Below are 14,126 nucleotides of genomic sequence, written 5' to 3' on the forward strand. Positions count from 1 at the left end.
CAATTTAGTTAGGCGGCCTAGGCTCCCGCTAAGTCCGCGGGCACGCCGAGTCAAAGGACCTACCGACTATGTATCCCGCTCGAAGCGAAGTCAATCGATGATTGACTACGAGTGAGAACGGCCGATAACGTGACCTCGGTCTCAAAGTCGGCGCGAGGAGTCAGAATGCACGTGAGGATCGAAAAGGGCGCGGCATGGCTAGGACTGGCGATGTTGGGCGGTTTCATGGTGATGTTTTGGTTCATCGCTGGACTCATCCCGCCGATGAGTCCAGCCCTGACCGCCGAACAGACGGCACACATCTACGGCGACCACAGCTTACGCATCCGTATCGGTCTCGCCCTGATGATCCTGTTTGCCTGGCTCTTCGCGCCGTTCCTTGCGCTGCTGTCACGCCAAGTACGCCGGATCGAAGGCTATTGGGGGGTCATGTCATTGACCCAAGTGATGCTGAGCGTCACCTTCCCGTTCGGCTTCTCGCTATGCGCACTCTTCGGGGTGGCGGCCGCCTACCGCCCAGAGCGCAATCCCGATGTGACACAAGGACTCAGCGACATGTTCTGGTTCATGTTTGTCGGGTTGGTCGGCCCGTTGATCACGCAGGTGGTCATCCTGGCGTTCTGCGTGTTCATTGACAGGCGACAGGTGCCGAGCTTCCCGCGGTGGTTCGGTTACTTCAACATCTGGTATGCCGTTCTTGGCGTACCCGGATGCGCGATCTACCTGTTCAAGACCGGTCCGCTGGCGTGGAACGGAATATTCGCCTTCTGGATCCCTCTGACCGTGTTCTGCATTTGGTGGATCGTGACAGCAATCATGTTGACCCAAGCGGTCGATGTCGAAGCGGCCGAACGTAAAGCGCGCGCTGCGAATCGGGAGTGGGAACCGGCCGCGTGAGTCAGACGTCCCTCCGGCCGGTTGGCGGCGCGCCGTCAAGCAGGACGCGGCCGACCCCCCATATGCCCGGCGAATCTGGCGTGTGGATTTTCCTGTTCGGCGACATGGTCGTGTTCGGCGTCTTCTTCGCGACCTTCATGTGTCAGCGCGCACAGGCACCCGAACTGTTCGACGCATCGCGGCACACGCTCAGCATCGGCATCGGCCTGACGAACACGCTGGTTCTGCTGACCAGTTCGCTGTTCGTGATGACCGCTGTCCGCGCGATCCGGCTATCCCATCGGGTTGCGGCGCAATGGCTGCTCGTCGGAGCGCTGATTTGCGGGCTCATTTTCATTGCGCTCAAGTCCGTTGAATACACGGCCAAGGTCACTGCCGGTCACGTCCCGACAGAGAACAACTTCTACCTCTACTTCTTCATCCTGACCGGCCTGCACCTCTTCCACGTGCTGATCGGCGTCGGTGTGCTGATCCTGCTGATGACGCAAGCGCGCCGAAGGCAGCTCAGCGCCCTGAGGATGGCGGTTGTCGAAGGCGGTGCATGCTTCTGGCACCTCGTCGATCTGTTGTGGATCATGCTGTTCGCGCTGCTGTACCTGGTGAGTTGACGATGACCGTCTCATTGCTGCGCGCGCGCTCCACGCTCGTGTGGCTGCTGCTGGTCGTGGTAACGCTGCTGTCGTGGGCGCTGGGCGCCGACCACGGCGTTGGCTCGACAGTCGCAGTGGTCGTCCTCGGGCTTGCCGTGGTCAAGGTTCGGTTTGTCGGCCTCGACTTCATGGAGTTGCGCACCGCACCGCTTATTCTGCGGGCACTTTTTGAGGCGTACTGCATCATGTTGTGGATGGTTCTCGCCGGTATGTACTTGTTGCTCTGAGCGCCGATGGCTGGTCAAGGGTAACGTGCCGCGAGCGAAGCACGCCCCGATTGATCCAGACGGTCGCCCGCGAGCTGTTCGCAGAGCCGGGGACGGCGCCACGACGCGCAGGATTGCTTCACACGCACGGGGATTCGCACATTTGAACCTGAGGCGCCGGCACGGATGAACCAATGGCCGGTGAGCGGGAAGGACGCGCTGGACCCGTCAGGTGCTGGCGTATCGAGTTCTCGATTGCGGTGCTAAACGCCGAGGAGTCCGCAGAGCAGCGTTCGCCGAGCCCGATGCACCCATGTCCACTTTTGGTCCGTCGTGCTCACCGCGCTCGCCGCGCGGTGTTGTCGAGTCCGCCTCCTTGATCGGCATGACATCGCTGCTGCTGCCAGCGTCGAAATGCTGAGATTGATCAATGAGCCCGCCCTCCCGTTTCTGATGCCTCCAGATGAGCGTCTCTGAGGCGGCATCGCAGCAGCTTGCCGGCGGTGCTGAGGGGCAGTTCGCTGATGATGTGCCAATATGCCGGCACCTTGAAGCCGGCCATGCGTGGGCGCGACCAGGCATACAGCTCCTCGGCGCTAGGGGGATCGTCGATGTCGCAGGGGACGATAAATGCCGCGATCGTCTCGCCGAGCCGATCATCGGGTACACCGACCACTCCAACGACCTTCACCTTCGGGTGTGTGCCGATCACGTTCTCCACTTCCAGAGGGTAGACGTTCTCACCTCCTCGGACGATCTTGTCGTGTTGTCGGCCGCGCAGTCGCAGATATCCTTCGGAATCGATCTCGCCGAGATCGCCGGTATGGAGCCAGCCATCGGGTGCGGTAATCACAAGGTGCGCAGCCGAAGCCAGGACTTCTCCAGTGCCGCTACCGTCGGGCGCGTGGATGCGCAGCTGTAGACCAGGCACCGCGCGGCCAACCGATGTCAGTAATTGAGGTCGCGCAACTGCTCGGCGGTGGTCCTCGGCATTCAGACAAGTGATCGGGCTTCCTTCGGTTTGGCCGAACAGGTTGATCAAGTCCACGTTGGGCATGAGGTCAATGAGCCGGCGCACGGTCTGGGGTCGCATCGGAGCGGCGCCGTAAACAAGCGTGCTGAGGGGGACCCTGTCCAGGACGCCCCAGCCGAGCAACATCTCGATCATGGTGGGCACTAGCAACGCATGGGTGACACCAACCTTCGATAGCGCACACCACCAATCCGCGCTGAACCTCGTAGTGGATGCCGCGGCTCCGCCGGCTGTCAACGCCGCCAATAGGTTTCCCACTCCGCCGATATGGTGAATCGGAGAGCCCGTCGCAAAAGTCGTTGTAGGTCCAAAACCGATCAATTGCTCGAGGAGGAGCGCGCGGCCGAGCATAACCGAATCTGTCATCGCGACAGATTTCGGCACGCCCGTCGTTCCTGCCGTGTGCAGGACGAAGGCGGCGTTGTGAATTGCGGTGGGTAACGCGCTAGCCGACAGCTCAAAAGTCGGCACCGTGACAACACGCACACCGCTGCGCCGCTGCACCTCGGAGGCAATGTCGCCAAAGGCCGGTTCGGCCAGGAGAATTGGCGAGCCAGTGCCGACCACCATGCAAGACACCTCGTCTATGGCGAGTCTGGGCCCGATAGGCGCCAGTGGCCGGTCGGTCGACGCCCCTCCCAACAGCAGGGCTATCGTGTCGGCGCTTGTGGTGACCAGGGCCGGAACCGCCGCACCCGCCGGCGTGTTCAGCCCAACGAGGAATTCTGCGGCGCTCACCGCCTTGCCGATCAACTGGGCCCCGGTGACTGCACCGGTCGAGTCGTGGAAGGCGGGCCGGTGATTGCCGTGATGTGCTTCGTGAATTCGCGAGATCCACGAAGACGTGCTGTCGGCTAAGTTGAGGGGGGATATGATTTGCTCCTACATGCTCGAAGCCACGTCTGCTCCAACCGCTTTGACCACTCTGTACTGCGTGGTGTTGATCGGGTTCTCAGCGTCATTGATGAATCGCGGTACCAACGGTTCGACCGTCGGTATGCGATGCTCAGTCCCATCGCCGGGCCAGCCCACGAGATCTTGGCCTTCATGTCGCCGCCCTCATATACCTCTGGGTCGCGGACGCCTAAAAACGCGCGGCATCAATGACATTCTCACCCCGATCGATGATCCGTACAAATTCGCGTGACACCGGGTTGCCTGCAACCCGCCCCGTGGTGCGCAACGGGCGGAAGGTGCGTCGGTTCCACGCTCGTCAGGCATCGGACTGTGAAAGGCGGTAAGCGCCGATCGATGTGCGGCCAGCATTGACCTCGTCAGGGGAGTCAACGAAAGTCCGTCCCCCCGTCCACATTGAGATCGGCACCAGTGGTGAAAGTATTGCGTCGAGAACCTAGGACCGTGATCATTGTGGCGATTTCTTCGGGATCCCCTGGCCGTTTGAGGTTTCCGAGCGCGTCGCCGAACATCTCTTCGAGAACCATTCCGGCATCGACGGCGGCGTCGATATCTAGGCTTCGAGCGCGGATCTCCCTTTCGACGAACGCATGGATCTGAGTGGTGAGAAAGGTACCGGGTGAAACCGTATTCACCAGTATCCCCTCGGGGGCCAGAGTCATTGACAGATTCTTGGTCAGACTCGTCAGTGCGGCTTTGCCGGCGGTGTAGGCAATCAGCCTCGGCGATTGACGTTGAACCGAATGCGCCGACAGGTTGACGATGCGTCCCCAATCCGCTTTGCGCAGGAGTGGCAATGCGGCGCGGCATGTACGCACCACACCCATGACCATGAGATCGAAAGCTCTGAACCACGTCGAATCGTCCAGATCATCGAAAACACCAGTGATCTCGGCGCCTGGTCCGACGGTGTTTACCAAAACATTGACCTCTGCCCATCGCGATCCAATCTTGTCGAACGCGGCGGTGATGCTTTCCGGATCAGTTAGATCCGTGACGATCCCCAGCGCATCCGGGCAGCCGGCGCGTGTCAGTGCGGCGGCTGTGTCGTCAAGGGCTGACCGTCGGCGGGCAAGCACCGCCACTCGTGCCCCTTCTCTTGCAAAGCATTCGGCGGTCGCCTTGCCCATGCCTTCAGTACCACCGGTGATGACCACGGCGGAGCCCGCCAGTCCAAGGTCCATTCCCAGGCCTCCAATTCGACGGATTGACGCGGACCGCCGGTCATGGAGGTCCCCTTACATCTGGGATGCGTGCTGCAATTTCCCCGAAGCTTCGCACCGTACTGCTCCCTTCGCGATCCAGTTGCCAAGTGTCGACGCGGGTAATAACAGCCAGCGCCGCGGAAGAAATTCGCGTGGCGGCAGACAACGGCGGGTTCCGGTCCTCCCGTGATCAGTTGGAGCTCGTCACCGACGGTGATTGCGCGGTCCGATGCGGTCCGGCAAGCTGCCACCCTCCCTTGATCGGGGCGCCGACTGGGGCCTGGAGCGCGGGTTGGCCAGGGGCGTGTGCCATCCAACGCCGTAGCAACCTTGCTTGTCCTGATAGTTCCACAACCGGTAGCACCTGTGAATGAACCGTCCAGGCCGTGACCTTGCAGTGTCATCATTTGACTCCTCACGGCTCTCAGGTCGACCGGTTGATAGTGGCGGAAGCGGTTCTGGCCCAGCCTCGTTCGAGGTTCTGCAGTGAAATCACCGACGCCAACATAGCGATCGTGTATTGGAGTACCTGCACGCCGTATTCGGCCGGCGTCCCCACGACGGCGTCCCGGACCACAACGACATGGAATCCCTCTTCCGCTGCGTGCGCGACACTGACCGGAATCGCGACGTTCAGCGATACTCCGGCAAAAATGATGCTCTCAATGGCGTTGCCGCGCAGAATCTTCAGCAACTCGGTGTTCAGCGTCGCCGAGAATCCGTGGTGTCTCGGCACAATGAGGTCACCGGTTGCCAACAGCCCCTTGACGATCTGGGTCTGGTGATGGTCGGCGCTCCAGTCTGCCGTGGCCTGCGCGGTCGTGCGCATCAGTGGGGTCGACTCCGCGGCGCCCCCAAGAGCGCCGACATACGGGGCGTGTACGACGAGAGCGCCGGCAAGTCGCGCTATCCTCAACAGCTCGGCTATCGAGTCGATCACCGGTGATGCTTCGGCGGCAAGTGCCGGCAATATCGAGGTGGATCCGACCACACCGTTCTGGCATTCGATGCACACCACGGCTGTGGTGGACGGATCAGGCGGCGCTGGCTGCGGCGACATCGCTCGCTCTCGAGATGCCTTGCTCATATCCAACTCGCTCCACGGGCCGCCGCGGCGCGGAATTCGCTCTCGCGCAACGACGAAGAGGATTCTACGGTCGCCGACCGCAGTCGAACCGGTTGCCGGCGGTGACAGGTCGTCATGACAGTCGCGTGGCGCTGGAAGTCATTTGAGCATGCCCGCCGAAATGCATCACTGCGGAGTGCATGGATGCGTTGCTGCACAAATTGCCATATAACTGTCATCTTGTTGTGATCGGTCGTGTCGCCGAGTGCACCCGCATGCGCGCCACACGTCGATTGGCTACGAGCGCCGGGGGTTCGACGCATCGATTCGCTTGTGAGCGATCCCAAGGCAGTGGCACAGAAATCAACTCGACCGGGGCCGGAATAGCGGGAGCCAGACGCGGCTGTTCTCCTCGCCCGTCACGTCTATCCAGCCCTCGAAGAAGACCTCGACTTGCAGGCCGACGTGGATGTCGGCGGGCGTTACGTCGACCACGTTGGTGATGAGACGCACGTCCGGCTCGTCTTCGAGTTCCACCATGGCGACGATGTACGGCGGATCCAAACCGGGAATCCAGGGTTGACGGTTCACCGTGTACGCGGCCACGGTGGCTCGTCCGGACACCGGCTGTGGACCAACGTCGGTGCTGCGGCAGCGCCAGCAGGCCGGTCCCGGCGGGTGAAAGAAGCGCCCACACGCACCACATCGGCTGATCATCAGCTGACCGCATTCCCCGCCGGTCCAGAAGGCGTGCGATTCGACTGAGGGATTGGGGGCCAGCCGAAAATCGGGCCTGTGGTAGACGGAATCGATCGACACAACCTAAACCATAAACTATATATTGGTTTACGGTGGTGCACTGGATCTGTAACGTGATCAGCGGTGCCGGACGCGGAGATCGATGAAGCGCTGGATCAAGCTGAGCAGTTGTGGGTCGATACTCTTTCGGCAGTGGCCCGGGCGATCTTGACAAGCCCAGCGGATGCGATGGATGGACGATTGCCGACGTTGTCAATCACGTTGCAGGAGGGGGACATCGTTACGTGATGCTGCTTCAGGTGAGGACGCGGCTGCGACAGCTTTGACCCGAAACAATGACTACATTGGGACCGATGCGGCCGCCCAGTTCTGGCATTACGAATGGATGATGCGCAAGACTGCCGCCGTTGTTGACCTTGGCGCGACGGTTGACCATCGAGCGGGCCCCCGGTCGGGAATGACGCTGCTGAAGATGCTCGTCTATTGCACACCAAGGATTTGTGCGACGGACTCGGAAGCCGATGGGAACCGCCCGGCGATCTTGCGTCGTAACTCTTGGAGGAGAAGCTGCGTCGACGATTGAGGAGCTTCGGTCGAAAATCTGTTCGGGCCAGCCAGGACCGCTCGATCTGCTGCAGCCGCCGACCGGTTGCTCGCGCTGGCTGGACGTCGCTGAGAGGCGTTGTCAACGCACCGGATCGGTGAGTCTTCAGCCGACCCCGCCCCGATCGTTTCAGGCTTCACCACCGGCGGTTCGGGTGTGACGTCGACGGACCGATCGAGCAGCTTGCCACGTGCCGAAATGGCAGATCCTGCGAAGGCCCCGGTGCCATTGACACGCGGACTCGTCAGGTGCAAAAGCTCAAACCGGCTCTATCGGTCCTCGAAAACGTTGCGGTGCTCACCTATTGCGCTGGATAGCCAGGCGGCGGATACACTCCCCGCAGGATCCAGGGCAACCAGTCGATGCCGAATTCAAGTTCGTCGCTGGCATCGTAGTCCGGGCTGGGATCGGGTGGAACGTTCCCCGTTGGGCATGCCGCCTGCGCCGGCCGGCCGTAGACGGCCACCACAACGGTGCGATCCGGACTGTTTTCCGACCACACGCCGATTTGGCAATTGCCGCAGTTGGACATGATCGCCGTATAGGCGGGGTTGTAGTACCACCGGTTGATCAAATCATTACCGCTGATTGCAATGGATTGGTTGATCGCCACCGTTTCTGCCGCCTGGCCCTGGTAGCCGGCTGCGTTGGCGCGGTCCTGTGGGGTGGACCCGTCGGAGCCGATGTCGGCGTCGAGGCTTCGGTTGTTCAGCACGTCTCTTGTATGCCGTTGGGCGGCGAGTTGCAGCTGCGGGTTGGGCCTAACGTCGTTGGTGCATCCAGCGTGATGTTGGATGGTATAGACGTTGGCAATGACGCCGTCGTTGAGTCGTTTGTTGTTTGGTATGAGTGTGTTGTTGTCGTTATCCGCATGTGCGGCGGGCCCCAGCACGGTGCAGGCGGCAACGACCAACGCAGCCACGGTAAGCGGCCGATATTGCATGCGTAATGACCTCCTTGTCAGCCGCCGGCTGGGCGGTAGTGGGCAGCGGCGCGTCGCCGGTCGAGTGCGGCCCTGGTAATCGCATAGTCACACTCGACGGCGTCGAGGCGGCGCGCGGCTGCGGTCGCCACAGCCAATGTCACTGCGGCGCGGGATCGTTCGATATCGTCTGCGACCGCCGGTAGAGCATGCCGGACCGACCCTAGGCAGGGTAGCCGCCGTATTGACGCGAACCACCCTGTCATCGGAGTGCATCCAACTGAATATCGGCCCGGCGTTGTAGCAATCTTGATCCACTCCGTCTCACGGGGCGACAAATTAGTGAGATATTTTACGCTTTAACTCCGATGGAGCCAAGAGGAACCTTGGCGGCCGTGAAGGCGACGTTCGAAACGGGCTGATCAGGTGGCGGGTAACAGGCGACCTGGATCGTGGACTTGCCTGTTGCCCTTTGGCCGGGGTTTTCGGTGTCGAACCCTGCGGCCCAGCCGCGGATCGTGAACGTCTGACCGTGCACGGCGGCAGTGAATTCGCGCAACAAGCAGAGGTGGCGGCTGAGCGAAACAGCGCTATCCACATATCGGGCGGTAGCCCGGCCAAGGATGAATCCCGCATGAGCGTAGCCGCTTTCGGCTCGGCGCAGCCGCACGAAGAGTTTCGTCATCGGTCCTAGCGCCGGCGGCAGGATGTCAGCCGGCACCAGGGACAAGGCCCCACGCATGTGAATTGATGTCGCAGATCGGGCTAAGGCCGCGGACTCAACGAGGCGATCAGAAGGTTTCGCAGCACACCCTCGTTACCCCCGTCAGCAGTCGTGGCGGGTTCACCGACGAGGCTGAAATTGACCCGGACAATCCAGCGTGCCAAGGTGTCGGCCGGAAGATCTCGACGAATTGCGCCGGCGGCTGCAGCGACTTCCAGTCGACGCACGAGCGCGTCGGCGAGTGTGGCCCGCCACAACTCGGAGCCTTCGGCAGCATGGTAGGCAGCCCCGACGGCTTGGTGGTCCTCGACCAGCGACCGCAGGATCGGTGAGCTCCGGGCGACTTCGATGCCACGAAGGCATGCAACGACCAGCTGATCCAGAAATGGCTCATCAGTCTGCCAGCACTTTTCAACGGCGGCCGCAGTGGCAGCAAGCACCCGCAGAAAGGACGCCGCTAACAGTGCGTCCTTGCTCGGGAAGTAGTAGTAGACCGTCGACCGGTGCACATGCGCACGCCGGGCAATATCGCCCATACGGGTGTGCACGGGCCCCTTCTCCGCGTAACAAGCATCGGCTGCGGCCAGCAACCGTTCGCGTGCTTCGTCCTCATCGGCGGGGGAGTCGGCGGCCCACGAACTCACCCGGTGTTGGTTTGGCTGAGCGGCCACAACAGCAGAGTATGGCCTGCCAGCCACGCCAGCGACCCGACGACCCCACAAGCCCGCACCATCGACATTGGATCCGAACGAGTTAACTGGGCAGCAACCGTCGAGTACAACCGTAAGCCACTGCGGTCCACCGCTCGACTCATGCGAACAGACCGCTCAGCAACGCGTTAAAGCCACGAGTCAATTAACTCGATATATAGATATATGTTTAGCCGAATGAGGGTGCGTTAGCGACCGCTTTCGTTCGCATGTTTTGCGTCGACCCTCGGTGCCGTAAAGCCGAGTCAGGCTGACCGGCTACCTGTTGGCGGCGACCGTCTGCCAAGCGGGATGTTGGCCAGTACTTGACACGGTTTATTGATTTGGCGTGGCGCTTGCAGGCGTCGGGGCCGCACCGGCCGACATTAGATTCGCTCGCTTGGCGCCACCGATAAGCGCTGGTCCTGGCGCCGGCAGCGCGTTTACATAGGTCAGTTGCCGCCGACTCGCTACCGGATCCGCGGCCTGCCTGGCCCGTCCGGTCGTACCCGTACGGGCGCTGCCTGATCGGCTCGCTGGATGCAAGTCGGCGCCATGCGCCATCACTGGTTAGCGTGATTTCTGTTGTGAATTCCTTATCTCCGTTGCCTATATACGGATGTCAAAGAAAAGCTATAGATGTGCTCCTCATGCCACATGAAACTTATTGTCCTCCGGTCCGCTGGTAATCACTGCCGTCAGCTCCCGGGAGATCGATTCCGCAAATGAGGAAAGTTTTGACTACTATTGAGAATGGATGGATTATTAAGAGATATAACTGACCTCAGCAAATGATTGAATATGACAGTGGGGTTTCATCGTGGTCACATGCTGCTCCAATCCAGCCGCCCAGAACAGGGTTCGGACTAGGACCAGCCCCGTGCTGCCACAGGGATTGTGACAGGTCGACACGCTCTCGCGGGAGCTGCAGACCTCCAGGCGGGACGGGCGGTGGGAGGCCCAACCGGTGGATGATTGCGACAATCAGACCAATTTTGTCGGACGTTGCAGCAAATACATGGTAGTTGCACAGATGTCGCATGATCGCCAAGAGATTTTCTGCGAGATCTCGAATATCGCGGCCGAAAGAGCATATGTTGCTTTTCGTGAAGATCGTGGTGTACGGTCCCTGTGCTGCCCATCACACCAAGGTAAGACGGCGGATTGTCTTTAACCGCTGCAGGGAGGATTCATAGGTCTAATGACAACGGCGACCAGCTCCGGAGAGGCGCGCTAGTGGTTGCGATGGACGTCGAACCTGCTCCGGTCCCCACGAGCGCGCCGCCGCCTACTTTGGCCTCCCCAGGTGGCGCTCGTCCGACGTCGGGCGCTTACCAGAAGCCCCTGCGCGAGGTGGGCGCCTTTTTCGCATTGTCGCTCGACATCCTGATGCAGATGGTGCGCCCGCCGTTTGCCTGGCGAGAGTTCATCCACCAGACCTGGTTTGTGGCTCGGGTCTCGATCTTCCCGGCCATCTTCTTGGCGGTCCCGCTCAGCGCGCTGCCGATATTCATCATCAACGTGTTGCTGGTCGAGATCGGGGGCGCCGATGCATCCGGCACCGGCGCCGCGCTAGCTAGCGTCGTCTACATCGGGCCCATCGCGGCGGTGCTCGTAGTCGCCGGTACCGGCGCCACAGCAATGTGCGCCGATCTGGGTGCTCGCACGATCCGCGAAGAACTTGACGCCATGCGCGTGATGGGAATCGACCCGATCCAGCGACTGCTGGTGCCCCGGGTACTGGCGCTCGGGCTCAACGGGATGTTACTGAACTCGATCATCACCACCGTCGGCTTGGTTACCGACTATTTTTTCTCGGTCTACTTCCAAAATGTCAATCCGGGTGCCTTCGCGGCGAGCCTCACGTTGCTCGTCGGACTTACAGAAACGGTCATAGCCTTCGCCAAAGCGATGCTGTTCGGTCTGGTGGCTGGCCTCATCGCGTGTTACAAGGGCGTGACCGTTGGCGGCGGTCCCCAAGGCGTCGGCAACGCAGTAAACGAAACCGTGGTGTACACGTTCATGGCGTTGTTTGTGATCAACGTGGTGCTGACCGCGATCACGACGAAGGCGACAATGTGAGCGCCGCGCCAGCCGCCGCACGGGCGCCACGGCTGACCAACCGCGTGCGCGGCTTTGTCGACGGGTGGAATCGGATTGGAAGCCAGACCGCGTTCTACGTCAGGGCCTTGGGCTCGACGTGGGAAGCAGTGGTCCGCTACAAAGTTGAGACGCTGCGCCTGATCGCCAGCATGAGTCTTGGCGTCGGGGCGCTGGCCATTATCGGCGGCACGGTGGTCATCGTCACGACGTTAACGATGAGCGTCGGTGGACTTGTCGGCATCCAGCTGTTCCGATCGTTGTCTGATGTCGGTGTGCAGGCGTTGAGCGGCTTCGCGTCGGCCTTCATCAACACGCGTATCGGATCGCCGCTCATCTCCGACGTCGGCCTGGCGGCAACCATCGGCGCCGGTGCCACCGCGCAGTTGGGCGCGATGCGGATCAATGAAGAGATCGACGCGCTGGAGGTGATGGGCATTCGAACCATCAGCTACCTGGTCTCCACCCGGGTGGTTGCCGGTGTGCTGGTTGTGGTTCCGCTGTGGTGTATGGCGTCGCTGGCGGCATATTTTGCGACCTGGAGCCTCATCGTCTTCGGTTACGGGCAGGCGCCAGGTGTCTACGAGCACTACTTCCACACGTACCTGCAGCCACTCGACTTGATTTGGTCATTGCTGCAAGTCATCGCCTCGGGAACAGCGGTAATGCTGGTGCACACCTATTACGGATTCAATGCCACGGGCGGACCTGCCGGCGTCGGTGAGGCGGTCGGTCGTGCGGTGCGCGCTTCGCTGGTCGTGGCGACGGCGGTGACGCTGGCGGTCGCGCTCGCCGCCTACGGGGCATCGGGCAACTTCCACCTGTCCGGGTAGCGATCATGCCAACGAAACGCCGCGAAGCGGGCCTGCACCCGGCAATCTGGACCTTCATCCTCCTCGGCTTGATCGTCGGATCGACCGTGCTGACGATAGCGGCGTTTCACAGAGACCTCAGGCCGTACGCCCAGGTGACCCTGGCGTCGGACCGTGCTGGTCTGATGATGGACCCCGGCGCGGCGGTGAAGTTGCGTGGTGTGCAGGTCGGCCGGGTCGCGTCGATTGAGCCGGGCAATCCGGTGAAGCTTCGACTGGAACTGTACCCAGAGCAGCTCAAGTACATCCCGGCCAACGTCGGGGCTAAGATCACCGCCACCACGGCATTCGGCGCCAAGTACGTTGACCTGTTTGCTCCCCCGAATCCGAGCCCGAAACGGTTGTCGGCCGGAGCGGTAGTCAAATCGGACAACGTCAGCGTCGAAGTCAACACGGTCTTCCAGAACCTCGTCGGGGTGCTGAACCAAATCGACGTACCCAAATTGAACGCGGTGCTCACCGCGGTGGCCGACGGATTTCGCGGCAACGGCGAAGCTATCGGCGAGGCCACCACGGACGCCAACGAGGTATTGATGGCTATCAATCCCCGCAGCGAGACGATCCGAGCCGACTACCGCGCTCTCCAAGGATTCAGCGACACCTACAGCGCAGCGGCGCACGACATCGTGGCGGTGCTGGACGCCGCCAGCACGACAAGCGCCACGATCACCAATCAGGCCAAGCAAATTGACTCGTTGCTGCTCAACGTCAGCGGGATTTCCCGGGCTGGCGTCAACTTGATCGGCCCGAATAAGGACAACTTGGTGCACGGCTTCAATCTGCTCGAGTCCACCACGCGTCTGCTGATGAAATACAACCCTGAACTGACGTGCACGATCGTCGGCGGTGAAGCCGTGCTCGACGAGTACGGCTTCACCGACGCGGCCGGCGGAGCCAACGGATATTCGGTGATCTTGGACGCCGGTCTGCTCTTCGGGGACGACACCTACCGATACCCCGACAACCTCCCAATCACCGGCGCGAAGGGTGGCCCGGGCGGCCAGCCCGGCTGTGGATCGTTGCCCGACGTCGCCAAGAACTGGCCGCAGCGCTACCTGGTCACCAACACCGGGTACGGCACCGGGCTGGACATTCGGCCCAACCCCGGCATCGGTTTCCCCGGGTATGTCGACTACTTCCCCGTGACCCGCGGAATACCGCTGCCCCCCAGCATTCGTCACCCAGGGGGACCGGCGCCCGGCCCGGTCCCTGGAACGGCCGGATACCAGGGCCCTGGACCCTACGGTGCCCCGCAGTACGCCCCGGACGGAACGCCGCTCTATCCGGGTTTGCCGCCAGCGCCACCGGCGGGCAGGCCGCAAGAGCCCGGCCCTCCGCCGCCGGGGTCGGAACCGTTCGTGCCGCCGGTGCCATCCGGACCTCAGGCAACCTGCGGTGTCCTCAACCAAGTGTGCGCACCGGTGCTAGCGCCACCCGACGTCCCAGGTCCCTGACCGCCGCCCCAACGCGACAGAGAAAGGCAG

General features: G+C 61.7%; 14 protein-coding genes. 7 read left to right on the plus strand and 7 right to left on the minus strand.

What is annotated here, in order from left to right:
• The first annotated feature begins 171 nt into the window (after window positions 1–171).
• From AC5Y5E_RS18125 to AC5Y5E_RS18135, 3 genes are all read left to right on the plus strand, one after another.
• Window positions 172–897: a hypothetical protein gene (locus AC5Y5E_RS18125; RefSeq protein ID WP_142274958.1), complete on the plus strand. Its 726-nt coding sequence runs from the start codon at window positions 172–174 to the stop codon at window positions 895–897.
• 62 nt (window positions 898–959) lie between these two features.
• Entirely contained in the window at window positions 960–1,505 is a 546-nt protein-coding gene (locus AC5Y5E_RS18130; RefSeq protein ID WP_083172010.1) for a cytochrome c oxidase subunit 3, read from the plus strand.
• Between the two features lie 2 nt (window positions 1,506–1,507).
• The gene (locus AC5Y5E_RS18135) at window positions 1,508–1,774 is read left to right on the plus strand and encodes a cytochrome C oxidase subunit IV family protein (protein ID WP_083172011.1); all 267 of its coding nucleotides are present in this window, start codon (window positions 1,508–1,510) and stop codon (window positions 1,772–1,774) included.
• 406 nt (window positions 1,775–2,180) lie between these two features.
• Here AC5Y5E_RS18135 and AC5Y5E_RS18140 read toward each other — a convergent pair whose 3' ends face one another.
• From AC5Y5E_RS18140 to AC5Y5E_RS18155, 4 genes are all read right to left on the minus strand, one after another.
• On the minus strand, window positions 2,181–3,662 hold the full coding sequence (locus AC5Y5E_RS18140) for a class I adenylate-forming enzyme family protein (protein ID WP_306460841.1): 1,482 nt from the start codon (window positions 3,660–3,662) through the stop codon (window positions 2,181–2,183).
• Window positions 3,663–4,069: 407 nt separating this feature from the next.
• Entirely contained in the window at window positions 4,070–4,885 is an 816-nt protein-coding gene (locus AC5Y5E_RS18145; RefSeq protein WP_499904098.1) for an SDR family NAD(P)-dependent oxidoreductase, read from the minus strand.
• A 445-nt stretch (window positions 4,886–5,330) separates the two neighbouring features.
• The gene (locus AC5Y5E_RS18150) at window positions 5,331–5,993 is read right to left on the minus strand and encodes an isochorismatase family protein (protein ID WP_083172014.1); all 663 of its coding nucleotides are present in this window, start codon (window positions 5,991–5,993) and stop codon (window positions 5,331–5,333) included.
• Between the two features lie 342 nt (window positions 5,994–6,335).
• Window positions 6,336–6,785, minus strand: a complete 450-nt coding sequence (locus AC5Y5E_RS18155) for a Zn-ribbon domain-containing OB-fold protein (protein WP_499904272.1) — start codon at window positions 6,783–6,785, stop codon at window positions 6,336–6,338.
• Between the two features lie 116 nt (window positions 6,786–6,901).
• On the opposite strand from AC5Y5E_RS18155, the gene AC5Y5E_RS18160 reads away from it, so the two are divergent.
• Window positions 6,902–7,057 carry a maleylpyruvate isomerase N-terminal domain-containing protein gene (locus tag AC5Y5E_RS18160; RefSeq protein WP_426629480.1) on the plus strand — a complete coding sequence of 52 codons (156 nt, stop codon included), beginning with the start codon at window positions 6,902–6,904 and terminating at the stop codon, window positions 7,055–7,057.
• A 579-nt stretch (window positions 7,058–7,636) separates the two neighbouring features.
• On the opposite strand, the gene AC5Y5E_RS18165 is transcribed toward AC5Y5E_RS18160, so the two are convergent.
• From AC5Y5E_RS18165 to AC5Y5E_RS18175, 3 genes are all read right to left on the minus strand, one after another.
• Entirely contained in the window at window positions 7,637–8,278 is a 642-nt protein-coding gene (locus AC5Y5E_RS18165; protein WP_083172015.1) for a CAP domain-containing protein, read from the minus strand.
• Between the two features lie 331 nt (window positions 8,279–8,609).
• A complete protein-coding gene (locus AC5Y5E_RS18170; protein WP_499904099.1) occupies window positions 8,610–8,942 on the minus strand; it encodes a lipoprotein LpqH in 333 nt (110 codons plus the stop codon).
• 80 nt (window positions 8,943–9,022) lie between these two features.
• On the minus strand, window positions 9,023–9,652 hold the full coding sequence (locus AC5Y5E_RS18175; protein WP_232078232.1) for a TetR/AcrR family transcriptional regulator: 630 nt from the start codon (window positions 9,650–9,652) through the stop codon (window positions 9,023–9,025).
• 1,263 nt (window positions 9,653–10,915) lie between these two features.
• Here AC5Y5E_RS18175 and AC5Y5E_RS18180 point away from each other — a divergent pair.
• The 3 genes from AC5Y5E_RS18180 to AC5Y5E_RS18190 are packed head-to-tail and all read left to right on the plus strand — an operon-like array spanning window position 10,916 to window position 14,096.
• On the plus strand, window positions 10,916–11,752 hold the full coding sequence (locus tag AC5Y5E_RS18180) for an MlaE family ABC transporter permease (protein ID WP_499904273.1): 837 nt from the start codon (window positions 10,916–10,918) through the stop codon (window positions 11,750–11,752).
• The gene (locus tag AC5Y5E_RS18185) at window positions 11,749–12,603 is read left to right on the plus strand and encodes an ABC transporter permease (protein WP_083172018.1); all 855 of its coding nucleotides are present in this window, start codon (window positions 11,749–11,751) and stop codon (window positions 12,601–12,603) included. Before AC5Y5E_RS18180 ends, AC5Y5E_RS18185 begins: the two co-directional genes overlap by 4 nt.
• 5 nt (window positions 12,604–12,608) lie before the next feature.
• Complete coding sequence (locus tag AC5Y5E_RS18190; protein ID WP_426629477.1) at window positions 12,609–14,096, plus strand: MCE family protein; 1,488 nt, start codon at window positions 12,609–12,611, stop codon at window positions 14,094–14,096.
• The last annotated feature ends 30 nt before the right edge of the window (window positions 14,097–14,126 follow it).

Source organism: Mycobacterium sp. NGS54, assembly GCF_059812465.1.